We start from the raw sequence: 26,218 nt of genomic DNA, 5'->3' as shown, positions 1-26,218 counted from the left end.
TATTCGAAATTATTCTGTTCTCCCTTTTTTTTCTATTAATTCATCCATTAGTTTATATAGATTAGGTAGGTCAAAAATTCCTAAATTTGTTCCATCTAAAGCTCTTAAAGCGACTGAATCAATTTCCTCTTCTTTATCTCCAATGACTGCAATTAAGGGAACTCTTCCGAGAGTTGCCTCTCTTATTTTATATCCTATTTTTTCATTCCTAACATCAACTTTTGATCTGTAACCATTATTATTTATTAATTCATTAAACTTAAAACACTTTTCAATATTTCTATCAGTAATGCTTAATAAAATTATTTGATAAGGTGCAAGCCATATTGGGAATTTTGCCTCATATTGTTCAATTAAGATTCCGATAAATCTCTCAAAGGATCCTAAAATTGCTCTGTGAAGCATAACGGGATTTCTTTTCTCATTATCAATATCTACATAAGTTGCATCCAATCTAATAGGCATTGAGAAATCAACCTGAATAGTGCCGCATTGCCAGACCCTATTAAGACAATCTTTTAAGGAGAATTCTATTTTTGGACCATAAAAAGCCCCTTCTCCAGGTTGGAGTTCCCATTTCATGTTCTTATTATCGAGTGCTTTAGTAAGAGCCTTCTCTGATTTATCCCAAATCTCTTCACTACCTACCCTTTTTTCAGGACGGGTTGATAATTTGATAATGATTTCATCAAAACCAAAAGTTTTATAAACCTCGAAAACAAGATCTATAAAAGTTGATACCTCTTCTTGAATTTGCTCTTCTGTGCAGAATATGTGTGCATCATCTTGAGTAAAGTTTCTTACTCTCATTAAGCCGTGCAGCGCCCCAGAGGGCTCATTTCTGTGACAAGAACCAAATTCGGCAAGACGAATAGGTAAATCCTTATAACTTTTTAAACCTTGATTAAATACTTGTATGTGGCATGGACAATTCATTGGTTTAATTGCATAAGTTCGATTTTCTGATGCAGTAGTGAACATATCGTCTCTAAATTTTTCCCAATGACCAGATTTTTCCCAAAGAGATTTATCAACAGCTTGTGGGGTTTTAATTTCTAAATAATCGTTTTTTTTGAGTATTTCTCTTATGTAATTTTCCAGTACTTGGTAAATTGTCCATCCATTTGGATGCCAAAAAATCATTCCTGGAGATTCTTCTTGTATATGAAATAGTGAATGTTTTTTACCAAGTTTTCTATGGTCTCTTTTTTCCGCCTCTTCAATTCTTGTAAGGTAGTCATTTAGTTCTTTTTCTTTTGCCCATGCAGTTCCATATATTCTCTGTAATGATTCATTCTCATTATTACCTCTCCAATATGAACCTGATAATTTAAGTAATTTAAAGTGTCTCAAATGTCTAGTATTTGGTACGTGAGGCCCTCTACACATGTCGATATATTCTTCATGTTTGTATAAATTGATGAGACCTTCTTCAGGAATTTCTTCAAGTATTCGTAATTTAAAAGTCTCATCTCTTTCTTTAAAAGTTTTAATAGCCTCTTCTTTAGAAACCTGTAAAATTTCTACGTTATAGTTTGTTTTTATTAATTTATTAATCCTATTTTCTATTTTTATTAAATCTTCAGGAGTAAATCTGTATTCAGAAAAAATGTCGTAATAAAAACCGTCGTCAATTACAGGCCCTATCGCCATTTTAATATCAGAGTAAATTTGTTTAACTGCATGACCAATAAGGTGAGCAAAGGAATGTCTTATTATTTCAATTCCTTCTTTATCTTTTGATGTGATGATTACAACTTTGGAATCTTTATTTATTGGAATTGTTGCATCAAGAAGAACATCATTTACTTTCCCAGCAATTGTTGCTTTAGCTAATCCAGCGCCTATACTCTGGGCAATTTCTAGAATAGTTACAGATTTTTCGAAAACCTTTTTTGAACCATCAGGCAAAGTAATTATTGGCATAATTTATTTCTCCATTGCAAAGAATCCCAATTTTGATTTAACTCTTTTTAAAGTCTGATTTGCTAAACCTTCAGCTTTTTCCTTCCCTTCATATAGGATTTTATTTAATTGATAGGGATCATTAATTAGTAATTTATATTTTTTCTGAATAGGTTCTAATGATTCAATAAGTTGTTCGGTAATTAATTTTTTAAATGTCCCCCATCCAGTCTCTGAGAATTCATTTTCACATTGAGAAATTTCTTTGCCAGATAATATTGAATAAATCATCAAAAGATTTTTAGACTCTGGTCTCTCAGGGTTGTTATATTCAATTCCAATATGACTGTCACTTTTTGCTCTTTTTATTTTTTTTGTGATTATTTCAGGAGGATCTAATAAGTTAATGCGACTGCCCTCATTAGGATCACTTTTGCTCATCTTTTTTGAACCATCAATTAAACTCATTATTTTTGAACCATTCTTCATGATGATTGGTTGAGGGATTTTTAAAATATTTTTATCCTTACTAAATCTGGCATTAATTCTCTGTTGTGCAATATCTCTAGCAAGTTCAAGATGTTGTTTTTGGTCCTCACCTACTGGTACGAAGTCAGCATCATAAAGAAGAATGTCTGCAGCCATCAGTATTGGATAGTCAAATAATCCAATAGATACATTATTTCCTTGTTGTATGGATTTTTCTTTGAATTGAATCATTCTTTCCATCCAATTTATTGGGGTCATGCAATTTAATATCCAACAAAGTTCTGAATGTGCTGAGATCTGACTTTGGACAAAGATTGAGCATATTTTGGGATCTATTCCACAAGCGACGTATAAAGCCGCAGTAGAGATAGTGTTCTTGGATAATTCTGTGGGATTATATGAGGCTGTTATTGCGTGCAAATCAACTACACATAAAAATGTTTCATATTGATCTTGAAGCGTTACCCAATTATTTATGGCCCCAAGCCAATTTCCAATATGTAAATCACCAGTTGGTTGAACTCCGGAAAGAATTCTTTTTTTATTTGCCATCCTCTTCTACTTCGCTAGATAGGATCTCTTCATTTGATGTACTTTTAACAGGCCTTGCAAAAGGGTCAGGAGCTGTTTTTGTCTTTTCTTCATAAGGATTTTGAGATTGTCTACTTGGAGAAGAGTTTTTATTATTTTTTGCATATTCTGTGATTGATTCAATCAATTTTTCGTCTTTGATCATTTCGCTAAGTGTTCTAACAGAGAAACCCAAAACTGCAACGGTAGATCTTAATTGAAAGGTTTCTTGTATTGATTTAACAGCTTTCATTTCGTTATCACTCAATCTTATTCGGAATCCTCCTCCATCTCTTCTGCCGCCCGATCTATCTCTGAAATTAGATCTTTCATTGTTAGAACGACCTCTGTAATTTTCTTGTCCAGGATTATTGCTGAAATTTGAATTAGACATCGTGATGTTTCTTAAGTTATTTAAATAGTCTATTAACTTAGCATCTTGTTATGCAATAAGTCTTTTTAAAAGACTTAAATTTTTATCTTTTGATTAACGACTTATGAAATTTTGCTTTTCTCATTCACAACTTGCATTAAAATAAAATTAGAAAAATAAAGTACTGTGTTTGATATTAGTAAAGACAACCTTTTAAAGGATTTCATAAAGTTTCCAAAAAAAAATCTTCTTTTTATCTTATTATTTTTAGGCTTTGGGGAATGGTTTGTAAGTGACTTAATTCATTTTGCTGGAGGTTCAATAGGATTTTTTGCGTTGTGTTTGGGGGGATATTTTTACTTGAAGAATGATAAGCCTAAATTTAATGAGCCAAATGATTTAGATGGTTGGATAAATTTATGCAACGAAGATTTAAATTTTTTTGAAGAACTTGAAGCAACAAATGAATTAGAAAAACAGAATTCAAAAAGACAAAAACTACTTGAATCGATTCTTAATAGATGTGAAAAAGAAAAAATAAGTTGCATTGGACAAAAAGATTACCAAAGTTTTCAATCTGTTTTGAAAAGTAATTTTAAAGCAGATAAGTTTGACTTTGATTTATACGAAAAACTACCTAAATACAATTCTTCTCAAGTTATTCCAGAAGAAGCTTTGAAGAGTGATGCAATCTTGTATTTTATAAACTTGCCTCTGTCGGCAAATGATTTTTTGTGGATGGAAAAGTTTCCTAAAAATATGCCAATCTGGTTGGTAGCTTTAACTTCCAACCAAATAGAAGCCAAAAATCAGATAGAAGACTTAAAGTCTCAAATCTCAAGTGACTTTTTAAATAAAATTATTACTTTTGATGTGAATAAAAATGAAATAACCAACATACCTTTTTCATTGAGGAAGTTTTTCATAAGTTCATCTAAAAATATTGAAAACACAAAAAAAAGGCTCTTGAAAGAACTTCATGTTCACTGGCAATCTGAAATTGAAGGGATTAGAAGAATGCAGTTAAAAGGGATACAAAGAAAAAATCAAATTCTTGTAGCAACAACTGTTTTCTTATCTCCTATCCCATCAATTGATGTTATGGCAATGACAGTACTAAATTCTTTAATGATTAAAGAAATTAAGTCTATATGGGGTTGTAATTGGTCTCCTGAAATTTTAGATAAAGTATCTAAAGAGATTTTAAAGACTGCAATTGCTCAGGGAGTTCTTGAATGGAGTGGACAGACTCTAATTGGCATAACAAAATTACATGGCCCAAATTGGCTTGTTTCTGGAACATTTCAGGCTGTCAGTGCTGCTTATTTAACAAGAGTAGTATCAAGTTCTTTGGCTGATTTTATGGCAATAACAAAAGGTGTAGAAGAACCTGATTTGGATTTTATCAAGAAAAATTCTGAAAAAATTGTTGAAAAAGCTTTTGAAAAAGAAAAAATAAATTGGAAAGGTTTTATTTCTGATCTTAGAAAACCACTTATGAAACTATCTTTTAGTTCATAATCTAAGGATGAATGTTAAATATGAAAAAAAATATTCTTTTTTTAAGTTTGATACTTCTGCTTTCTCTTGCTTCAGGATCATGTAAGAGAATATCAAATAAAAATGAAACTAAAGAAGTAATACTGGCAAGTTTCACCGTTTTGGCTGACATAATTAGCAATGTCGCTAAAGATGAATTTATTGTTAGATCAATAACAAAACCTGGAGTTGAGGTTCATGGCTACCAACCAACTCCAAGCGATTTGGTAAATGCCTCTAATGCTTTTGTTTTTATTGATAATGGATTTGGATTTGAATTATGGGCTGAAAAATTTGTTTCTAATTTAAAAGTTAAAAGAATTACTATCGCGGAAGATTTAGATCCTATTTTTATCAGTGAAGATTTTTATAAAGGGAAACCCAACCCTCATGCCTGGATTTCTCCAAAAAGAGGAATCCTATACGTAGATATTCTCGTGGATTCTTTATCAGAATTGAGGCCATCCAAAAAGACATTATTTGAAGAAAATGGAAAAATTTATAAAGATAAACTATTTAAAATAGATAAAGAATTCTCACTTTTTATTAATAACTTAGATAAAGACAGGAGGTATCTAGTAAGTTGTGAAGGTGCTTTTTCATATTTAACAAACGATTATGGATTAGAGGAAGTTTATTTGTGGCCAGTTAACGCTGAGAGTCAAATTACTCCTAAAAGAATGGCAAGAACAATCTCTCTTGTTAAACAAAAAAATGTTCCTTCTGTATTTTGCGAAAGTACTGTAAGTAACGAATCTCAAATGGTTGTTGCAAACGAAACTGGGGCTAATTTTGGAGGAAATCTTTTTGTTGATTCATTATCTGATGATAGTGGGCCTGCTAGTTCCTATATAAAAATGCTTGAGCATAATTTGGATTTGATAAAAAAAGGGCTTTTTTGAATTATGGAAACAATCAATTATCGAAACTTTAGGATTGAGGCAGAGAATATTTGCGTAGATTACAACGGTAAGGTGGCTTTATATGATGCCAATTTAAGATTGAAACCTGGCCAGATTTGTGGATTAGTAGGGATGAACGGGGCTGGTAAAACAACTTTTTTTAATGCTTTAACTGGCTTTGTAAATATTTCAAAGGGAAAAATTAGAATAAATGGAGAGTCAGTAAGATCTGCTCAAAAAGATCAGACAATTGCTTATGTTCCTCAAAATGAGGGAATTGATAGTCAATTTCCAATAAGTGTTTGGGATGTTGTGATGATGGGAAGATATGGTTCGATGAATATTTTTAGGTCTCCTAGAGAGTCTGATGTTCAGGCGGTTAAAGATGCTATTGAGAGAGTTGATCTTACTGATCATTTATCTACACCTATTGGAAACTTATCTGGAGGTCAGAGAAAACGAACTTTTTTGGCTAGAGCAATTGCGCAAAGAGCATCAATATTACTTCTTGATGAGCCTTTTTCAGGAGTTGATATAAGAACTGAGAAACTTATCTCGGAATTATTTATTCAATTTAAAAATGAGGGGAAAACCATATTATTATCAACGCACGATATGATTCATGTCCGTGAATTTTGTGATTTGGTTCTTTTAATAAATAAGACCGTTGTAGCTTATGGCGAAACCTCTGAAGTGTTTACCCCTGAAAATATTACAACCACTTTTGGAGGGATCTCACCTGATTCTTTGTTTGGACCTGAATCCTAAACTTTAAATTGTATGGAGTTCTGTTCTTTTTTAACTTTAGATTCATTCATCAAAGATCCTTTAACTCATGATTTCATGAGAAAAGCACTTCTTATGAGTTCATTAGTTGCAGCTGTTTGTGGTTTTTTATCAAGTTTTTTGACTCTTAAAGGATGGGCTTTAATGGGAGATGCAGTGTCACATTCGGTAATGCCTGGTGTTGTGGTTGCTTATGCATTAGGTCTTCCGTTCTCATTAGGGGCATTTATTTTCGGGGTTGGTTCTGTAGCATTGATAGGATTTATTAAGCAGAAATCTAGAGTTAAGGAAGATACTGTTATTGGGTTGGTATTTACTGGATTTTTCGCTCTTGGAATCGTATTGGTTTCTAAGATTAAAAGTAATATTGATCTGCATTCTATTCTTTTTGGTAGTCCATTAGGAATATCACTTTCAGATGTAAAACAAACCATATTCATTTCTTTATTGGTAGTAATCCTTTTATCAATTTTTAGAAAAGATTTAATGCTTTATTGTTTTGATCCTAGGCATGCAAAAACAGTTGGGATTAACGTGTTTTTTCTTCATTATTTACTGCTCACATGTTTATCTTTGGCAGCTGTTGTGGGCTTACAGTCTGTTGGAATTATTTTAGTAGTTGCAATGTTGATTACACCAGGGGCTACAGCATATTTACTGACTGATAAGTTCGATAATATGACAGTAATTTCAGTATTAAGTGCAATTATCTCAAGCTTAATAGGAATTTATGTTAGTTTTTGGTTTGATCTTGAAACAGGTGGATCAATTGTCTTAGCACAAACTTTTATATTTTTATTTGCCTTTTTATTCGCTCCAAGATACGGAATATTTAAGTTAAAGAAATTATTTACTGGGTATAAATGATAGTGGTGGAAGAAACTTTAAATAAAAAATGGAATTGGTGGCCATTATTCCCTTTATATCCTTATGGAAAAAAGAAAACAATTTTCAGAGAATTAATTCCTGATCAAATATGGTCCTTGGAACAAATACAGGGACTTTATTATGTTGCGGTTCCAATAAGAATGACGGTAATAAAGGTTGATGATGGATTGATGCTAATAAATCCACTTCCTCCGACAAAAGAATTAATCAATGAGTTAGAAAAACTAATTGCGATTCACGGCAACGTAAAAACAATAATTCTACCGAGTGCATCTGGACTAGAACATAAAATCGGACTGCCAGCTCTTTCAAGAATTTTTAAAAATGCAGAAATTTGGCTTTGTCCTGGACAATGGAGTTTCCCCATAAATCTCCCACAAGATTTTTTAGGAATTCCATCAAAAAGATCAAGAATACTTTTTGAGGATGGTACTCCACATTCAAACTCTTTTAAATGGTCTTCATTAGGTCCACTGAATTTAGGTCTTGGAAGATATCAGGAGATAAGCTGTTTCCATTATCCTACAAAAACTCTTCATGTAACAGACGCAATAGTTGGAATAGACTCCACACCACCTGAGATATTTAATTTTGATCCAACACCACTTCTTTTTCATGCTAGAGAGAGAGGAGATGAACCTTTGATTGACTCCATCGAACAAAGAAAAAAAGGATGGAAAAGGTTAGTCTTGTTTTCTTCTTTTTTGAAACCAGGTAGATTAAATATTCCACCTTTAAAAAAAATATTTAAGTATTCATTCAAAAAAGATCTTAGAAATTGGAGATCTCATTTCGGTATTTATCCCTTTTTATGGGATGAAGATTGGGAATCCTCTCTTATTGAAATAATGGGTAAAGATACTCCTAAGATTCAAATTGCACCAGTTTTACAAAAATTAATTTTTCCGCGATCAAAAGAAGTTTTACTTAAATGGTTAGAAAATATCAAGTCTTTTGAAGATATGGAATATTTAATTCCAGCTCATTTTACGGCCCCTATAAAATTTACAATAGAAGATTGTCAGAAATTAATTAATGAAATTAATTCCCAAAAGTGGGACAAACTTCCTGAGGATAATAAATTTTTAATGGGTTTATATAAAAAGTTGTTTGAACTAGGAATAATTCCTGAAGAAGTAAATCTTTAAAACTATTAGTCTTAAATAGACATGTTTTCATCATTTTTAAGAGTTTGTTCCAGCTCTTTTCTTTGCTCCATTTGTCTTAAGAAATATCCTGTCATCATTGCAGAAGATAATAAATTAGCAATGTTGTCTTTTGAAGATGTTATTTTTACATCAAATTGATCTGAAGGAAGCATTCCAAGAAGACCTTGGACATTATGTCTAATAATTTCTTGAATATCTTCACTAGCTGATTTTGCTACTCTTTGCAAAACTTCTGGAGATTGTTTTTGTAAATATTGGATTAAATCATTCTCATCGTTTGGATCATTATTTTCTGTAGCAAGAAATTCTGGATTAAACATTTCTACAACTTCAAGATATAAAAACCCTACAACATCATGTACCCATTAATCTAAATTATTAAGGGCAGGGAACCGAATAGGTCCAATTTTATTGAACGGCCAATATCTAAAAATAGCTTTACCAATAACCTTTTCATAGGGTAAAAATCCCCAAATATGTGAGTCCATACTGTTATTTCTATTATCTCCCATCACCCATAATGATTCTTCTGGGACAATAAAAGGCCCCATTGAATAATTAATATTTTTGTCAAAAACGTAATTGTTTTGAGCGATATCATTTAAGTAAAGGTTACCATCTCTTACTTCTACCTTGTCTCCAGGTATTCCAATTACTCTTTTTATTAGTGCAGTATCTGCTTTATAACCAGCATTAATTAATTGTTCCGGGACATTAAAAACAACTATTTTATTTTTTAATTTTGAAAGATTTGATTTGGATGTGATTTTGGGGGTAAGTTTCTCAACAAGAATTTTATCTTGTATTTGAAGAGTTGGAAGCATTGAACCGGATGGGATCCATCTTGGCTCTATAACCTGCCATCGTATAATTAAAGCTATTGATATCCAGATTAAAAGATTTTTTAAATCCTTTATTATTGAATTTCTTTTCTCTTGAGTTGTAGACATGTTTTATTTAATTCAGTTATAAGGAAAATCGCAAAGCATTTATATAAATTATGACATCATCTATTGAATGCAAAAATTTTCTTAGAAGTTTACAACTTTTGAATCTTCTTATAAAAATAGGAGTTCAAAATTTAATAATATGTCCTGGAAGTAGATCAGCACCTTTAGCAATAGCTGCTGGAGAATTAAATAAATTAGGATTGGTAAATATTTTTAATTCAATAGATGAGAGATCTGCGGGATTCCACTCTCTTGGGATTTCTGCTGCATCAGGTAATCTCTCTTTAGTTATAACGACTTCTGGAACTGCTGTAAGTAACTTATTGCCAGCAGCAGTTGAAGCAGACCGATCTTGTAAAGGCATTATATTTCTTACTGCTGATAGACCCTTAAAATTAAAAGATTGTGGCGCAAATCAAACAGTAAATCAAGAAGATTTTTTGAGTTCAGTCTGCAGAAGAGTTTTAAGTACAAATCTAAATGGACTTCATGAAACACAAGAAAATGAAATCTTGAATTTAGTTCGAACTATTGAGAAACAAATATCAACCTTCCCTGGTCCTATTCATTTAAATATTCCTATAGATAAGCCTTTAGGTATTTCATTTTTAAATAAAAAAAATGTTTTAGAGGTTTTTGAGAGAATTTGTTTAAAGAAAAAATATATATTTCAGGAAGTTGAAATAAAGTCTGATAAAAACAAATTCTTCGAAATTTTAGAAAATTTAAATTTAGATGAATCCGGCATTATTTTGGTGGGTCCCTATCAAGGTTCCATAAATGATTTAACTTCTTTCAATAAGTCTTTAGAACGATTACAAGAGATTACTGGTTGGCCAGTATTTGCTGATCCTGTTTCAGGTGTTTATTCTGGTTTGAGAGGACTAGTCGTGAATTGGGAATTAGTCTTAAGAAAAAATAAAAATTCAATAAATTGTCATCAACTTTTGAGGCTTGGCCCTATGTCATCCTCAATTGATTTGGAGAAGTTTTTAATAAACTTCAAAGGGATACAAATTCTTATAAAAGAAAAAAACAATAGAAAATTGGACCCTATAAAAAAATCATTTGAATATGATTTTGGGCTATCAAATTTCACTACTCTATTGTTAGAAGAATTATCAATCAACGAAAAAAACAAAAAGTCTCTTACTCCGATGGCTTTAAATCTAATAGAGGAAGGCGAGCAGATTAAAGAAATTTTAAAAGAGAAAATCACTCAAGATAATCAAATTACTGAGTATAAGCTTGCAAATCTTGTTCCAAAACTTTGGCCAACTGAAAATCCTATAATGCTCTCCGCGAGTAGCCCGATTAGAGATTGGCTCACATTTTCAGAAAATGGTACTTTAACAAGAAATTGTTTCAGCTTTAGGGGCGCTTCTGGCATAGACGGTACTTTATCTCTTGCATTGGGTATTTCTAGAATTAAAAATCCTCTACTTCTTGTGACTGGAGATTTGGCTTTTATTCATGATATAAATGGTTGGCTGATTGAAAATTCAATCGACATGAATTTAACAATTCTTTTAATAAATAATAATGGCGGAAATATATTTAATCGTATTTATAAAAAAAATTTAAAAGAAGATGAATTAAAAAAACTATTTCTTATGCCAAAAGAAATAAACTGGCCAAAACTCGCAGAGGGCTATCAAGTAAACTTTAAAAGTGTGGCAAATTTTAAAAAATTACGAGAGGCATTAGTTTGGAGCATTTCTATCCAGAAATCTGTAATAATTAAAGTTGATGTTGATCCAGAAAATGAAATTTGTGAAAAAAATGCCTTGCTAGAAAAAATAATTGGCAGTTAAATTTATCATTTTCTATCTTTGAATAATTAGATTTCATGAAAGTATTACCTGGAAAAACAACTTTAAATTGGTCAGAATGCAAATCTTATGAGGATATATTGTTTCACAAATCAGATGAGGGAATCGCGAGAATTGCAATTAATCGGCCTGAAAAAAGAAATGCATTTAGGCCTCAAACTGTAGATGAACTCATTGACGCATTTGATATCGTAAGAAATGATGAAACTATTGGCGTAGTTCTCTTTACAGGTGCGGGACCTGACAAGAAAGGCATTTACTCTTTTTGCTCTGGAGGTGATCAGAGTGTGAGGGGTAAAAATGGATATAAAAATGATGAAGGGAAGCAGAGATTAAATGTACTTGAACTTCAAAGATTAATAAGAAGTTTGCCTAAAGTGGTTATTGCTTTAGTTCCTGGTTTCGCAATTGGAGGAGGGCAGGTACTTCATCTAATTTGTGATCTCAGTATCGCCTCCGAAAATGCAATATTTGGTCAAACAGGTCCAAGAGTTGGTAGTTTTGATGCGGGTTTTGGATCTAGTTATCTAGCAAGACTTGTTGGTCAAAGAAAAGCAAAAGAAATTTGGTTTTTGTGTCGAAAATATAATTCCAAGGAAGCTCTGGAGATGGGCTTGATAAATGCAATTACAAAGATTGAAGAATTAGAAGCTGAGGGTGTAATCTGGGCAAGAGAGATTTTACGAAATAGTCCAACTGCTATTCGTATTCTTAAAGCTTCATTCAATGCAGAGAATGATGGGATTGCAGGTATTCAAGAATTATCTGGATACACAACTCAATTATTCTATTCTACTGAAGAAGCTCAAGAAGGTAGAGATGCCTTTCTCCAAAAGCGTCCACCAGACTTTTCTGGCTATAAGTGGACACCCTAGTTTATTTTTCAAAAGACCTTTTAAAATAATTATCAATGAGAATTCTTCTTGCCGCTGCTGAATGTGCTCCAATGATCAAAGTTGGAGGTATGGGAGATGTGGTTGGATCATTGCCTCCATCTTTGATAAAACTTGGTCACGATGTAAGGGTAATAATTCCAGGATATGGGAAATTGTGGAGACTTTTAGAGGTATCGAATGAACCAGTCTTTAGAGCAAATACAATGGGCACTGATTTCTCTGTATATGAAGCAAAACATCCAATTCATAATTATGTGATTTACTTAGTGGGTCATCCAACATTTGACTCTGACCAAATATACGGAGGCGAAAATGAGGACTGGCGTTTTACATTTTTTGCTAGTGCCACTGCAGAATTTGCCTGGAATTGTTGGAAACCCCAAGTTCTTCATTGCCATGATTGGCACACTGGGATGATTCCTGTGTGGATGCATCAGGATCCTGAAATTAGCACTGTCTTCACAATTCATAATTTAAAATATCAAGGCCCTTGGAGATGGAAACTAGAAAAAATGACTTGGTGCCCTTGGTACATGCATGGAGACCACACAATGGCTGCGGCAATGTTGTATGCAGATAGAGTAAATGCTGTTTCTCCGACTTATGCAGATGAAATTAAAACCCATGAATACGGGGAAAGTCTTGAAGGATTACTTAATTATATTTCAGGTAAATTAAGGGGAATTCTTAATGGCATAGATCTTGATGAATGGAATCCAGCTAAAGATCAAGTTTTGCCCGCAAAATTTAGTATTAAGAACTTAGAAAATAGGCTAGAAAATAAGAAAATTCTGCAAAGAGAAATGGGTCTTGAAGTTAATCCTAAAAAATATCTCTTAGGTATGGTCAGTAGGTTAGTTGATCAGAAAGGGGTTGACCTACTTCTACAGGTTTCAAGAAGACTTTTAGCCTATACAGATTCTCAAATAGCTGTTTTAGGGACTGGAGATAGATATTTAGAGTCTGGATTATGGCAACTGGCATTAGATTACCCAGGAAGATTTTCAGTATTTCTTACATATGATGATTCTTTATCAAGGCTTATATATGGCGGATCTGATGCATTCTTAATGCCCAGTAGATTTGAACCTTGTGGTATTAGTCAACTCCTGGCGATGAGATATGGCTCTATTCCAATAGTAAGGCGAGTTGGAGGTTTAGTCGATACAGTTTTACCTCATGATCCAGAAAATAATAGTGGTACAGGTTTCTGCTTTGATCGTTTTGAACCTATAGATTTCTATACTTCTTTAGTAAGATCTTGGGAAGCCTTTAGACATAAAGATAGTTGGGAACTACTACAAAAAAGAGCCATGAGCCAAGAGTTTAGTTGGCAAAGATCAGCTCTTGAATACGAAATTATGTATAAGGATGTTTGCGGAATAAAGGAACCATCACCAGATGTTGCTGAAGTTGAGAAATTTTCTTATGGACAATCAGCTGATCCATCTTTAAAAAAAACTATGACTTAAATTCTTAATGGAGCTTTCTTTTTTAGAGTTAAAAGATGTTTTGGGTGATATTAAAAATCTGGGCGAGGGGGGAATAGATTCTTTAAATTTTAAGACTATAAGTATTGATAGTAGAACTTGTAAAAAAAATGATCTTTTTATAGCTATCAAGGGTAAAAATTTTGACGGACATAGTTTTCTTCCAGAGGTTTTAAATAAAGGGGTTAAATCAGTAGTCATTAAAGAAGGTATGCAGAAATTACTTCCTGCTAATTTTCCTTGTTGGGTTGTAAATGATACTTTAGAGGCATTTCAAAAATTAACCTTGCTTAAAAGAAAAAAATTAAGTATCCCTGTGGTTGCGATAACTGGTTCAGTCGGTAAAACAACTACAAAAGAAATGATTGGTGAAGTATTAAATAAACTTGGAAAAATTAAATTATCCCATGCAAATTTCAATAATGAGATTGGTGTTGGTCTTACTATTCTTGCAACAGATAAAGAAGATAAAGTGTTGGTCCTTGAGATGGGAATGAGGGGTCTTGGACAGATCGAAAATTTATCTAAATATAGTAAACCCGATATTGCAGTAATTACTAACATTGGGACAGCCCATATTGGATTATTAGGCTCTAAAAAAAATATTACTTATGCAAAGTGTGAAATTAGTAAATTTTTAAATCCCAAAGGAGTTGTAATAATACCAGCAAATGATTTAATACTTGAAGAAACTTTAAAAGAATACTGGAAAGGTAGAGTAATAAAAGTAGAACTTCTAAATATAGAAAATCAAAAGGAGAGTTTTAGAAAAGATGATAATTTGCGAGGATTTTATAATCCCTCGAATAAAACAATCTTAATTGAAGAAAAAATCTTTGAAATTTCATTTGAGGGATTTCACAATGCTTCAAATTTCTTATTTGCTTATGCAGTTGCTAAAGAGCTAGGCATTGATTTTGAAAGTTTTAATAGATTTGATTTCGAGAGTCTAGGTGGAAGAAATAAAATTCTTAGATCAGTAAAAACAACAATATATGATGAATCATATAATGCTTCGCCAGAGTCAGTAAAAGCATGTATTAAAAACTTGCTTGAAAAACCGAGAAATAAATTTTTTATATTTGGAAGTATGCAAGAATTGGGAGAAGAATCTGAAAAATATCATAAAGAAATATTCAACGTAATAAATAATTCAGACATAGAAAAGTGTTTATTTATTTGTGATAAAAAAAATGAAAAAAATTATACCCATTATCTAAAAGATAAGAAAAAATTTTTAGTTTTAAATAATATAAAAGATGTACCGAAAGAGATAAACAAATCTACAAAAAAAGGTGATTCTATTCTTATAAAAGGGAGCAGATGTTGGCAACTTGAAAAAATTATTGAATTAATTAATTAGATCAAGGTTTCTTTCTTTCCCAATTTTCTATATTTACTTGCTTAGTTCTTGAGATTGCTAATGAATTATCTTTGGAGTCTTTTGTGATCACTGAACCAGCTCCAGTTGTAACTGATTCCCCAAGATTTATAGGCGCTACAAGAACTGTATTTGCACCAATACTGGAATTTTTACCAATTTTTGTTTGATGTTTTTTCTTCCCATCAAAATTTGCTGTAATAGTACCTGCTCCAATATTTGTAGATCTTCCAATAATTGAATCGCCAATATAACTTAAATGGTTTACTTTAGATTCTTCCTCTAATTGACTATTTTTTATTTCAACAAAATTACCAATCTTACTTTGAGAAGATATTTTGGATTGTGGCCTTATATGACTGTAGGGTCCAATTTTTACATAATCCATTATCTGCGAATCATAAACAGAGGAATTTGAGATTTCACAATTTAATCCGATATTAGAATTCTCAATAAAAGTATTTGGTCCGATAATGCAATGACTTTTTATTTTGGTATTACCTCTTATATGTGTATTAGCCTCTATGATCACATCCTTACCAATTTCAGCTTCTTCACTAATTGAACAACTTGCTTTATTGATAAAAGTTACACCATTAAGCATATGCTTTTCTTTAATTGAATTCTGAATACTTTCCTCGCACTCAGATAGTTGAATTCTGTTATTAATTCCTTGAAGCTCTCCATCATCCTCTACCTCGAGGCTTAGGGCATTTTTTAGCAAAGAAATTGTATCTGTTAAGTAAATCTCTTTTTGATTGTTATTGCTTTGCAAGGTATTAATTATTTCTGATAAGTTACCCCAGTTAAAACAGTAAACACCTGCATTTATCAATGGATTTTCTCTTTCTAAATCATTACAATCTTTCTCTTCAACAATTCTCTCTATAAAATCTCCCTTCAAAAAAACTCTGCCATATCCATGAGGATTAGTTTTCTTTGTAGTAATTAAAGAAACATCAGCATTTTTTGAATCGTGTAAATATAAAAGTCTATTTAAAGTACTAGACTTAATGAGTGGTACATCGCCGTTGAGTATCAAAAGTTTTCCTTCATGTTTTTTTACTTCTCTACAAAGTACCTGGATAGCATGACCAGTTCCTGATTGCGGTTCTTGAAAAACAGCATGGATTTTTTTATCGTTTGGGATTGACTTTTGTACCTCTTTTGATTTATGTCCAGTAATTACGTAAATTTGATCAGGTTTTAATTCGACACATGAATCAATAACTCTTTTTAGAAGACTTTTGCCAGAAATTTTATGTAAAACTTTTGGTAATGAGCTTGCCATCCTAGTGCCCTTGCCTGCCGCTAATATCGCAACACTTAACATGTTTATTTGGAATACTTATTTAAATCTAACTCTTAACGGATAACTTCGTCATTCCCCACTTCTCTCTCCATTTATTTGTAGATAACAGATTTGAGAATAATTGATCATCTAATCTTCTCTTGATTATATCTTCTTTACTTGCGTTTAAATCTTGATCTCTATATGGAATACTAGCTTTAGTTAAAAGATGTTCCTCTTCCATTAAAGATAACTTTTCAAAATTGAAATTAGGTTTAAATTGATTCTTGTCAAATTTTGAAATTGCGACAGTTCCCTGACTCCAAAAAGTTCTGTTTTTAAAACTTGGCTTAATACTAAAAATTTCTAAGCCAAGATTTCTTAAGGTCTTTCTTACTGCCGCTGAAGAAGAATAAGTTATTAAATAACCCTGAGAATTAAGTTTTTCTGTTACTTTAGATAGAAATTCAATTGTCCATAATTGTGGGCATTTTTGAGGAGAAAAACCATCTAAATAAATCAGATCGAATTTAATAGATGAAGGAATGATGTTGATTTTTTCTCTGGCATCACCCCACAAAATACTACATTTAAAAAATTGATCCTCAAAGTAATCTTTTCTATAGAGTGATTCAAATATTGTTTTGACTTTTGGAGCCCATAATTTAAAGAAAGATTCATTTCTAAGGGAATATTCAAGAGGCTTTTTATCAATTTCTAATGCATATAAATTTAAATACGATTTTTGTTTAATTAATTCATCTAATAGAGAAGCGGAATTGTATCCTAAGCCAAAACATATATCTAAAACATTAAGAGATTTACCCTTGAATCTTTGCAAATTAGAAGTAGAAGTAAACTTTAACTTTGTTTCCTCCAATGCGCCCAATAAACTATGGAAATTCTCTTGAAAAAACACACTTCTTAAAGAGTAACTACCATCTTTAGTTAAAACCTCTATTAATTCAGACAAAAACTTTTAAGGCTAGTTAATTAGTTTGGCAAGCTCTTCCCAAAAAGTGGGATACGAGACGCTAGCTGCATCTGCTCTCATGATTTTTGAGGTGCCTTTGGCAAGAAGTGAAGCAATAGCAAGACTCATTGCTACTCGATGATCTGTCTCACTGTCTACCTCAGCAGAATGGAATTTTGATTGCCCATAAATAGTTAACCCATCTTCTTTTTCTGTTATCTCAGCGCCGAATTTGCGCAACTGTCGTGCCATGACCTTTAATCGATCTGTCTCCTTAACTCTTAATTCTTGTGCATCCTTAATTTCAGATACTCCATTACAAAAACAGGCAGCCACAGTAAGGATAGGAATTTCATCTATAAGTTTTGGGAGAATATCTCCTTCAATAGTGAATGATCTTAAATTATTTGAAGTCTTGACTTTAATAGATCCAATAGGTTCACCTGCAATAGTCGATTTATCTAAAATCTCATAATTACACCCCATTGAATCCATTACATTTAAAATCCCTGTTCTAGTTGGATTTAATCCGACATTCTGAATTAAAACCTCTGAATTTGGAACAATAGATGCAGCAATCATCCAAAAAGAAGCAGAGCTTATGTCTCCAGGAATCAATATTCTCTGGCCGATTAAGTTACCCCCGGACTTGATAACTACATTCCTTCCTAATTCTCCTCTGATACTTATGTCTGCTCCAAATGCTTTTAACATTCTTTCAGTATGATCCCTAGAAGATGCTGGTTCAATAACAGTAGTGGTTCCAGAAGCTTTGAGGCCTGCCAATAAGATTGCGGATTTTACTTGAGCACTCGCTACAGGGGTCCCTATAACACACCCTTTTAGTTTATTCCCATCAATTGAGATTGGAGCTTTGTTTCCTTTTTCTCTCCCAAATATTTTGCCACCCATCAACGATAATGGTTTGCCCACTCTTCTCATTGGCCTTTCATTAAGAGAAATGTCACCTGTTAAGATAAAATTCTTGCCTTCTTGGCCGGCTAGTAACCCCATTAATAATCTCATGGTGGTCCCCGAATTTCCACAATTTAGAATTTCTTTGGGCTCTTTTAATCCATCAAGACCCAATCCAGAAATCGTAAAAGGCTCATTTTTTTTTATTTCTGGTATTTTTACACCTAATTTTCTAAGACAATCAGCAGTTGAAAGTGGATCTTCAGAATATAAAAACCCCTCAATTGTAGTCTCACCCTTTGCAATACTTCCTATTATTAAAGCTCTATGAGAAATAGATTTATCTCCAGGTACTTTTACTTTTCCTTTTAAATTAACTCCACCTTTTATTGTGCGGATATTATTCATTTTCAAATTAAATACTTGATAAAAATTCTGTAAAAACAAGTTAGCTATATAATATCAATAAGTTTGTTTTTAAAAAAAAAATAATCAAAATAAGTAACTGTTTTCTATAATCAAATTAAGATGAGGAATTGATTATTAATCTTACTTATTATCACGTTGCAAAGGATGTTCCAGAAATAAATCCAGAGATTGCGGTGGTCATTGATGTTTTAAGAGCTACAACCACAATTTCCTGGGCTTTAAAAAACGGAGCTGATTCAATACAAGTTTTTGCAAATTTAGATTTATTAAAAAAATCTGCAATTAAGTGGCAAGCTGAAAAGAGACTAATGCTTGGAGAAAGAGGCGGAAAGAAGATTGACGGATTTGATTTAGGAAATTCTCCTTTATCAGTTACAAAAAAAGTAGTTAATGGTAAAAGATTATTTATGAGCACGACTAATGGTACTAAATCATTGCAAAAAGTACAGAATGCTAAACATTTATTTGCTATGGGGCTCCCAAATAGGAAAGCAGTTGCAGAAAAAATTATTTCATTAAAAAGTGAAAATGTTTTAATACTTGGAAGTGGTTGGGAAGGTTCTTATTCACTTGAGGATTCTTTAGCTGCTGGTGCTTTAGCCTCATACCTAAAACAGAACTATGATTTCGAAATTAATATTCTGAATGACGAATTAAACGCTGCTTTAGCACTTTGGGAATTTTGGAAAAATGATATTTTGAAATGTCTAAAAACAGCAACCCATGGCAAAAGATTGACAAGTCTTGGAGATTACGAGGATGATTTTAAATGTTGCTCTGAACTTGATTGCTTAGATATTGTTCCAGCTCAAGTTGAAAGGGGTGTGATTCGTGCCTCATGATTTACGAATTGGTTCACTAGGAGTAAAGTCTTGACTGATTTTTTGGTAGCTGCATTACAAATTACGAGTACTTCAAATGTTGATGCAAACTTTATTGAAGCGGAAGAACAGATTGAATTAGCTGCTAGAAGGGGTGCTGAGTTAATTGGATTGCCTGAGAATTTTGCTTTTTTAGGAGGAGATGATGAAAAACTTAAATTAGCTTCTGAATTATCAGTAAAGTGTGCAAATTTCCTCAAAACCATGTCACAAAGATATCAAGTATTTCTTTTGGGAGGAGGTTATCCGGTTCCTGCGGGTGATGACAGTCATACTTTTAATAGGTCAGCACTATTTGGGAAGGACGGACAAATTTTGGCAAAATACGATAAGATCCACTTATTTGATGTTGATTTGCCAGATGGAAATTTATATAAAGAATCATCAACTATTTTATCTGGGGAGGAGTATCCACCTGTTATAGATGTTCCGGGTTTATGCAAAATAGGATTATCGATTTGTTACGACGTTAGATTCCCAGAACTTTATAGATATTTGTCTTCGAAAGGTGCAGAGTTAATTATGATTCCGGCAGCTTTTACAGCGTTTACTGGAAAAGATCATTGGCAAATCCTATTACAAGCAAGAGCAATTGAGAATACAGCATATGTAGTTGCCCCAGCTCAAACTGGGATTCATTATGGGAGAAGGCAAAGTCATGGTCATGCAATGGTAATTGATCCATGGGGTACTGTTTTATCTGATGCTGGAAAAACTCAGGGAGCTGCAATAGCACCTGCTGATAAAGAAAGAGTAAAGAAAATTCGTGAACAGATGCCAAGCCTTAAACATAGAAAAAATAAATTGTTTTCAAACTAATGATAAAGTTTTTAGATAATAAACTTTTTCGTTATTTATCGGTTTTTTTATTTTTAAATTCTTTAATCCTCCCAGTTAAATCTTCAAGTGCTCTCGCGGCATGGGCTATTAAAAAAAATGGTGTTTTAGAATTAAGAACTAAATCAAATACAAATTTAAGAGCATACTTTCAGAAGGCTAACCAAATATCTGGCGATAGATTCTGGATAGATTTTCCAGGGGAATTAAAAAATCCTAGAAAAATAAAAGGTAATGGCCCAATAAAAGAAATTAGATTAGGTAAACCAAATAAGGGTAAAACAAGACTAGTTATTGAATTTAAGGAAGAAACTTACTTGAAACCTTTGACTTGGCAATTGGTTGGCTTAGATCAAAATAGGTGGAGAATTAAACTATTTAATCCAAAATATCCATTCGAGAGGATTGGTGAAGGTTTAGTTGAAAAGAAAAGAGTAAATATCAAAGCAAATCAAAATTCAATTTATAAAAGGAAAAACGATTATGAATATTTGAAATTACCAGAGGTAAAACGAAACAAGTTTTGGGTTGTAATCGATCCAGGGCATGGAGGGCCTGATCCAGGAGCAATAGGTATTGGTGGTATTAGAGAAACAGATGTCGTATTGGAGGTTTCAAAAATAGTTAAAAATTTGCTTTCTGAGAAAGGTGTCAGAGTAAGGTTGACTAGAACAAATGAAGTTGATTTGGATTTACCTCCAAGAGTTTCTATTGCTAACAATATAGATTCAGATATCTTTGTAAGTATTCATGCAAATGCCTCAAGAGGTAAAAGGCGGGATATTAATGGGTTGGAAACCTTTTACTACAGAGGGTGGAGAGGTAGATTACTTGCAAAAAAAATTCAAAAACAAATTCTAAAAGTTTCCCCTGGGAGTCCTGATAGAGGAGTTAAACAAGGTCGATTTTATGTAATTAAAAATACAAGGATGCCCGCAGTTCTTGTAGAAATTGGATTTTTAACGGGAAGATTAGATGCAAGAAGATTAGAAAAAATAACTCATCGAAAAAGATTAGCTTATGCAATTGCAAAAGGCATTCTTGAATATTTATACATAATAGGGTGAAAATTAAAATAGGTTTATTTGATAGTGGAATAGGTGGTTTTACTATCCTGAATTCTTTGCTAAAAACACGTAATGATGTTGAAGTTTTTTATTTGGCTGATACAAAAAGAATGCCTTTTGGGAATAGAAGTTTTGAAGAGATCAGATTAATTGCAAGAGAGATTTGTACTTTTTTTGAAGATAAAGGTTTGGATGCCCTTTTAATAGCTTGTAACACTACAAACGCATGTGCGCTTGATATTCTTGAGGATAACTTAAGAATCCCATGTTTTGATCTTATAAATTCAGTATCAGAGATGGTTAATAAGCAAATAATTGGTATCTTGGCAACGCAAACAACAGTTAGATCATCATTTTATAAAAACGCTTTAAACTCTAAAAAGGATAATCTAGAAATATTTCAAAAAGAATGTCCAGAATTTGTATTAGAAATTGAAAAAGAAAAGCTTGATTTCAATAAGTTAAATTATCTTTCAGATTTGTATTTAAAACCGCTATTAAATAAAAATATTGAAGAACTAATACTGGGATGTAGTCATTATCCTCTGATTTATGACTTTTTAAGAAAAAAAATAAACTCAGATATAAAAATTATTGATCCATCGGAAGCGGTAATAAAAAAATTTAATGAATCTTTTACTATTCCAAAAACTGACGGCTATGAAAGTCTTTCATTCGAAAATGTAAAATTTTATGTTACTTCAGAAAGAGAAGGATTTTCCAAAAAAGCAAAATTTTGGCTTGGAATTAATAAAGAAATAAGGTTGGTTAACCTCCGAAGTAATGTTTGATTCCTTAATATATATAAGAGGTCAATCATGAAAACAGTTACAGAGCTACTACAACCAGTTGAAAATGATCTTGATGATCTTATTCTTGAACTGAAAAAATTAATAGGAGCGGGTCATCCAATTCTTCAAGCAGCAGCTGAGCATCTTTTTAGTGCTGGGGGGAAAAGACTCAGACCCGGTATAGTTTTATTGATTTCAAAAGCAATATCACCTGATTTTAATTTAACAGATAAACATAAAAGGCTTGCTGAAATAACTGAAATGATTCACACCGCATCATTAGTCCATGATGATGTTGTGGATGAGGCCTCTACAAGAAGAGGAGTAGATACAGTTCACAGCAGGTTTAATACCAGAGTAGCTGTTTTGGCTGGGGATTTTTTATTCGCTCAAGCAAGTTGGCACTTGGCAAATCTCGATAATGTAAATGTAGTTAAATTACTAAGTAGAGTAATAATGGATTTAGCAGAAGGAGAAATCAAACAAAATTTAAATAGATTTGACTCTGCTCAATCTTTTTCAAAATACATTAATAAAAGCTATTGTAAAACGGCATCATTAATAGCTAATAGCTCTAAAGCTGCTGGAGTTTTGAGTGAACTTAATGGTTCAAAATTATCCTCTTTGTATGATTTTGGCAAAAATATTGGCTTGGCTTTTCAAGTTGTAGATGACATACTTGATTTTACTGGTAATGATAAACAACTTGGAAAACCTGCAGTAAGCGATCTTGCAAGTGGTTATCTTACGGCACCTGTTTTATATGCCTTAGAAGAAAATAAGAAATTGTCTGTTCTTATCAATAGAGAACTTGCTGAAAAAGATGATTTAGATGATGCTCTAAGTATCATCATGAATTCAAAAGCTATCGAAAGTTCAAGAAAACTAGCCGAGGATTTTGCAATTCTCTCTAAAGAAGCAATAGTCTGGCTACCAGATTCAGAATATAAAAGGGCTTTAATGGCTCTTCCGGAATTTGTTTTAAGCCGTATTTATTAGATATTTTAAAATTAATTATTCGAGCTAAATTAATATTAAATTTTTTGAAAACCAATAATTTTTCGACTAAATTTATTATGCATAGATTTATTTAATGTCATTAGATAAAAAAAATTCAATCAATAACATACTTGAAGAAAAGAGAATTTTCCCTCCATCAAAAGAATTTTCAGAAAACTCAAATATTAGTTCTCAAAAAGAATTACTAAGTCTTAAAAAACAAGCATCAGAAAATCCTATTCAATTTTGGGAATCTTTTGCAAAATCCGAATTAGATTGGTTTGAGCCATTTCAGACTGTATTAGATAGTGAAAAAGCTCCTTTTTTTAAATGGTTTAAAGAGGGGAAACTTAATATTACTTACAACTGCTTAGATAGACACATTAAGAGAGGGCTTGGAGGAAAGACTGCACTTATATGGGAAGGTGAACCTGGAGATAGCAAAGAATATACTTATGAAGAACTTCTAAAGGAGGTATGTAAAGCCGCTAATGCATTAAAAGCAATTGGTGTAAAAAAAGGAGATTTGGTATGTATTTATATGCCTATGATTCCTGAAGCGATGTTTGCAATGTTAGCTTGTGCAAGAATTGGAGCTCCTCATTCAGTTGTCTTTGGAGGATTTTCTTCAGAAGCTTTAAAGGATAGATTAATTGATGGAAACGCCAGATTTGTTATTACTGCCGATGGTGGCTTTAGAAAAGATAAGGTGGTTGAACTTAAGCAAGCAGTTGATACGGCAATTGAAAGTGGGGCAGATAAAGTTGTTGAAAAAGTAGTTGTTGTTCAACGAACTAAAAAAAATATTTCAATGGTTGACGATAGAGATTTATGGTGGCACGAATTATTAAAAGATCAAAAAGATCAGTGCGAACCAGAAATAATGAATAGCGAAGATAGACTGTTTATTCTTTATACTTCAGGCTCTACTGGAAAGCCAAAGGGTGTGGTTCACACTACAGGTGGTTATAATCTTTGGTCTCATTTGACATTTAAATGGATTTTTGATTTAAAAGATGACGATATTTATTGGTGTACTGCTGATGTTGGTTGGATTACTGGTCATAGTTACATAGTTTATGGGCCCTTATCTAATGGTGCTACAACCTTAATGTTTGAGGGAGTGCCAAGACCCTCTAATTTAGGAGCTTTTTGGGAAATTGTTCAAAAATATAAGGTTTCTATTTTTTATACTGCGCCAACTGCAATAAGAGCATTTATGAAGTCTGGTCGAGAAATCCCTGATAAATATAATCTGAAGAGTCTTAGACTTTTGGGAACAGTTGGAGAACCAATTAACCCTGAAGCATGGATTTGGTATAAAGATGTTATTGGTAAAAATAAATGCCCTATTGTGGATACTTGGTGGCAAACTGAGACTGGTGGTGTGATGATAAGTCCATTGCCTGGAGTCGTCGCTACAAAGCCAGGTTCAGCTACTTACCCTTTACCAGGAATTGAAGTTGAAGTTGTTGATAAGAATGGAAATAAGGTTAAGGAGAACGAGGGTGGTTATTTAATTATCAAGAAACCATGGCCAGGAATGATGAGAACAATTCATGCTAATCCACAAAGATATTTGGATAGTTATTGGGAATATATTTCCTTTAAAGGAGAAAAAAATGTCTATTTTGCCGGAGATGGGGCACGCATTGATGAAGATGGATATATTTGGATTATGGGAAGAGTTGATGATGTTATAAGTGTTTCAGGACATCGCTTAGGAACAATGGAAATAGAATCTGCTTTGGTAAGTCATAAATCAGTTGCAGAGTCAGCAGTCGTTGGCAGAAAAGATGATTTGAAAGGCGAAGTTATAGTTGCTTTTGTATCTCTAGAGAAAGACGTGAACAATTCTTCAGAATTAGTGGAGAATTTAAAGAAACATGTTGTTAATGAAATTGGTATTATCGCAAAGCCTGAAAAAATTATAATTTCTGACTCTCTTCCCAAAACACGTAGTGGAAAAATTATGAGGCGAATTTTAAGATCTTTGGCTGCTGGAGAAAAAATTAGCGGTGATATAAGCACTCTTGAAGATAGTTCTGTTTTGGACAAGCTGAAAGAATTATCCTAATCAGATTCATCAATTAAATTGGAAATTTTTTTTATAGTATTTCTTTTGAATTCATCATCGGCCCAGTCTCCCAAAAAATTTTCTCTTAGTCCTGCGCTTGCAATTATAGTGTGCGTACCTTTTAACATTACCCCCTTAGAATTATCTTCTTTTCTCGCTTTCAGACAAGAAAATAATTTGTCTGTTTGATCTAAATCGTCTGAGTTGAATTTTATTAGGAAGTTATTTTTTTGATTATATGTTTTTTCAATTAATCGCAAAGTTCTTTCAGGGCTTGGGCTGAATTCACTGTTGAATTCTAATTTTTGAGAAATTTGTTTCAATAATGGAATAGATTTGTTAGCACTAAAGTTATTAAAACTTATTGATATGAATTTTTCGCAATTTCTTCCGCCATCAGGAGAAATTAAATGAAGTTTACAGCCTAGGCTATGGCCAATTCTTATTGAAGGTATTGATGCCCCTATTCTCTTGGATAATGATATTCGGCAATTCTTGAAATCCCTCCATGCTTTGACAGCAAGTTGTTGGTGATCAAATTGTGGTGTGTATTTATATGCATGTACTGCATAATTTTTATTAATTAAACTCTCTATGAATCTTCTATAAGTTAAATCTGGCTTAGAAGCTAAATAACTTCCACCAATAAATTCAACAATTTTTTTTGGATTTGAAGGCCAATAACAGAAATTATTAAATTGAAATTTTGTAAAAGTCATCTCTCATAAACTAAAAATGTTTTTAAAAATATTCCCAGCCTGTTTTTTTAATTTATATTAATTTAAAAG

Annotated in this window: 24 protein-coding genes; 15 read left to right on the top strand and 9 right to left on the bottom strand. The window is 32.4% G+C overall.

Annotation, left to right across the window (positions count from 1 at the left end; genetic code table 11):
- Positions 1-9: 9 nt before the first annotated feature.
- From thrS to EV01_RS01360, 3 genes are read right to left on the bottom strand one after another with little or no spacing between them, the layout of a single operon-like run.
- Entirely contained in the window at positions 10-1,926 is a 1,917-nt protein-coding gene (thrS, locus tag EV01_RS01350) for a threonine--tRNA ligase (protein ID WP_032517713.1), read from the bottom strand.
- 3 nt (positions 1,927-1,929) lie between these two features.
- Positions 1,930-2,946: a tryptophan--tRNA ligase gene (trpS, locus tag EV01_RS01355; protein WP_032517712.1), complete on the bottom strand. Its 1,017-nt coding sequence runs from the start codon at positions 2,944-2,946 to the stop codon at positions 1,930-1,932.
- Entirely contained in the window at positions 2,936-3,358 is a 423-nt protein-coding gene (locus EV01_RS01360) for a hypothetical protein (protein ID WP_032517711.1), read from the bottom strand. The genes trpS and EV01_RS01360 overlap by 11 nt, the downstream gene beginning before the upstream one ends.
- A 165-nt stretch (positions 3,359-3,523) precedes the next feature.
- On the opposite strand from EV01_RS01360, the gene EV01_RS01365 reads away from it, so the two are divergent.
- The 5 genes from EV01_RS01365 to EV01_RS01385 are packed head-to-tail and all read left to right on the top strand — an operon-like array spanning position 3,524 to position 8,600.
- Positions 3,524-4,858: a YcjF family protein gene (locus EV01_RS01365; RefSeq protein WP_032517710.1), complete on the top strand. Its 1,335-nt coding sequence runs from the start codon at positions 3,524-3,526 to the stop codon at positions 4,856-4,858.
- Positions 4,859-4,878: 20 nt separating this feature from the next.
- A complete protein-coding gene (locus EV01_RS01370) occupies positions 4,879-5,778 on the top strand; it encodes a metal ABC transporter substrate-binding protein (RefSeq protein WP_032517709.1) in 900 nt (299 codons plus the stop codon).
- Positions 5,779-5,781: 3 nt separating this feature from the next.
- Positions 5,782-6,546: a metal ABC transporter ATP-binding protein gene (locus tag EV01_RS01375; protein ID WP_032517708.1), complete on the top strand. Its 765-nt coding sequence runs from the start codon at positions 5,782-5,784 to the stop codon at positions 6,544-6,546.
- 12 nt (positions 6,547-6,558) lie between these two features.
- Complete coding sequence (locus tag EV01_RS01380; RefSeq protein ID WP_032517707.1) at positions 6,559-7,431, top strand: metal ABC transporter permease; 873 nt, start codon at positions 6,559-6,561, stop codon at positions 7,429-7,431.
- The gene (locus EV01_RS01385; protein WP_032517706.1) at positions 7,428-8,600 is read left to right on the top strand and encodes a DUF4336 domain-containing protein; all 1,173 of its coding nucleotides are present in this window, start codon (positions 7,428-7,430) and stop codon (positions 8,598-8,600) included. The genes EV01_RS01380 and EV01_RS01385 overlap by 4 nt, the downstream gene beginning before the upstream one ends.
- 11 nt (positions 8,601-8,611) lie before the next feature.
- Here EV01_RS01385 and EV01_RS01390 read toward each other — a convergent pair whose 3' ends face one another.
- Positions 8,612-8,941 (bottom strand): DUF760 domain-containing protein, encoded by a 330-nt coding sequence (locus EV01_RS01390; RefSeq protein ID WP_029977677.1) that lies wholly within the window; start codon positions 8,939-8,941, stop codon positions 8,612-8,614.
- Between the two features lie 45 nt (positions 8,942-8,986).
- Positions 8,987-9,571: a signal peptidase I gene (lepB, locus tag EV01_RS01395; RefSeq protein WP_032517705.1), complete on the bottom strand. Its 585-nt coding sequence runs from the start codon at positions 9,569-9,571 to the stop codon at positions 8,987-8,989.
- A 50-nt stretch (positions 9,572-9,621) separates the two neighbouring features.
- Between lepB and menD the strand changes: the two genes are divergently transcribed.
- The 4 genes from menD to EV01_RS01415 are packed head-to-tail and all read left to right on the top strand — an operon-like array spanning position 9,622 to position 15,152.
- Entirely contained in the window at positions 9,622-11,385 is a 1,764-nt protein-coding gene (gene menD / locus EV01_RS01400; protein WP_032517704.1) for a 2-succinyl-5-enolpyruvyl-6-hydroxy-3-cyclohexene-1-carboxylic-acid synthase, read from the top strand.
- A 35-nt stretch (positions 11,386-11,420) separates the two neighbouring features.
- The gene (gene menB, locus EV01_RS01405; RefSeq protein ID WP_032517703.1) at positions 11,421-12,278 is read left to right on the top strand and encodes a 1,4-dihydroxy-2-naphthoyl-CoA synthase; all 858 of its coding nucleotides are present in this window, start codon (positions 11,421-11,423) and stop codon (positions 12,276-12,278) included.
- 35 nt (positions 12,279-12,313) lie between these two features.
- A complete protein-coding gene (gene glgA, locus EV01_RS01410) occupies positions 12,314-13,771 on the top strand; it encodes a glycogen synthase GlgA (protein WP_032517702.1) in 1,458 nt (485 codons plus the stop codon).
- A gap of 7 nt (positions 13,772-13,778) precedes the next feature.
- Positions 13,779-15,152, top strand: a complete 1,374-nt coding sequence (locus EV01_RS01415; RefSeq protein ID WP_032517701.1) for a UDP-N-acetylmuramoyl-tripeptide--D-alanyl-D-alanine ligase — start codon at positions 13,779-13,781, stop codon at positions 15,150-15,152.
- 1 nt (position 15,153) lies between these two features.
- Here the strand turns inward: EV01_RS01415 and glmU are convergent, their stop codons facing one another.
- The 3 genes from glmU to aroA are packed head-to-tail and all read right to left on the bottom strand — an operon-like array spanning position 15,154 to position 18,763.
- On the bottom strand, positions 15,154-16,503 hold the full coding sequence (gene glmU / locus EV01_RS01420; RefSeq protein ID WP_032517700.1) for a bifunctional UDP-N-acetylglucosamine diphosphorylase/glucosamine-1-phosphate N-acetyltransferase GlmU: 1,350 nt from the start codon (positions 16,501-16,503) through the stop codon (positions 15,154-15,156).
- A gap of 25 nt (positions 16,504-16,528) precedes the next feature.
- Positions 16,529-17,434, bottom strand: a complete 906-nt coding sequence (locus EV01_RS01425; protein ID WP_032517699.1) for a tRNA (5-methylaminomethyl-2-thiouridine)(34)-methyltransferase MnmD — start codon at positions 17,432-17,434, stop codon at positions 16,529-16,531.
- Positions 17,435-17,446: 12 nt separating this feature from the next.
- A complete protein-coding gene (aroA, locus tag EV01_RS01430) occupies positions 17,447-18,763 on the bottom strand; it encodes a 3-phosphoshikimate 1-carboxyvinyltransferase (protein ID WP_193741458.1) in 1,317 nt (438 codons plus the stop codon).
- 128 nt (positions 18,764-18,891) lie between these two features.
- Between aroA and EV01_RS01435 the strand changes: the two genes are divergently transcribed.
- From EV01_RS01435 to acs, 6 genes are all read left to right on the top strand, one after another.
- Complete coding sequence (locus EV01_RS01435; protein ID WP_032517818.1) at positions 18,892-19,620, top strand: 2-phosphosulfolactate phosphatase family protein; 729 nt, start codon at positions 18,892-18,894, stop codon at positions 19,618-19,620.
- Between the two features lie 30 nt (positions 19,621-19,650).
- Positions 19,651-20,478, top strand: a complete 828-nt coding sequence (locus EV01_RS01440; protein ID WP_032517697.1) for a carbon-nitrogen hydrolase family protein — start codon at positions 19,651-19,653, stop codon at positions 20,476-20,478.
- Positions 20,478-21,563 (top strand): N-acetylmuramoyl-L-alanine amidase, encoded by a 1,086-nt coding sequence (locus EV01_RS01445; protein ID WP_032517696.1) that lies wholly within the window; start codon positions 20,478-20,480, stop codon positions 21,561-21,563. Before EV01_RS01440 ends, EV01_RS01445 begins: the two co-directional genes overlap by 1 nt.
- On the top strand, positions 21,560-22,354 hold the full coding sequence (gene murI, locus EV01_RS01450; protein ID WP_032517695.1) for a glutamate racemase: 795 nt from the start codon (positions 21,560-21,562) through the stop codon (positions 22,352-22,354). The genes EV01_RS01445 and murI overlap by 4 nt, the downstream gene beginning before the upstream one ends.
- A 27-nt stretch (positions 22,355-22,381) precedes the next feature.
- Positions 22,382-23,353 (top strand): solanesyl diphosphate synthase, encoded by a 972-nt coding sequence (gene sds / locus EV01_RS01455; protein WP_032517694.1) that lies wholly within the window; start codon positions 22,382-22,384, stop codon positions 23,351-23,353.
- Positions 23,354-23,447: 94 nt separating this feature from the next.
- The gene (acs, locus tag EV01_RS01460; protein ID WP_032517693.1) at positions 23,448-25,430 is read left to right on the top strand and encodes an acetate--CoA ligase; all 1,983 of its coding nucleotides are present in this window, start codon (positions 23,448-23,450) and stop codon (positions 25,428-25,430) included.
- On the opposite strand, the gene EV01_RS01465 is transcribed toward acs, so the two are convergent.
- On the bottom strand, positions 25,427-26,149 hold the full coding sequence (locus tag EV01_RS01465; RefSeq protein WP_032517692.1) for a DUF1350 family protein: 723 nt from the start codon (positions 26,147-26,149) through the stop codon (positions 25,427-25,429). The genes acs and EV01_RS01465 overlap by 4 nt on opposite strands.
- Positions 26,150-26,218: the final 69 nt, after the last annotated feature.

The sequence above is a fragment of the Prochlorococcus marinus str. MIT 9401 genome, from assembly GCF_000760095.1.
GTDB lineage: Bacteria > Cyanobacteriota > Cyanobacteriia > PCC-6307 > Cyanobiaceae > Prochlorococcus_A > Prochlorococcus_A marinus_I.
This window is presented reverse-complemented; position numbering and strand designations above follow the sequence as displayed.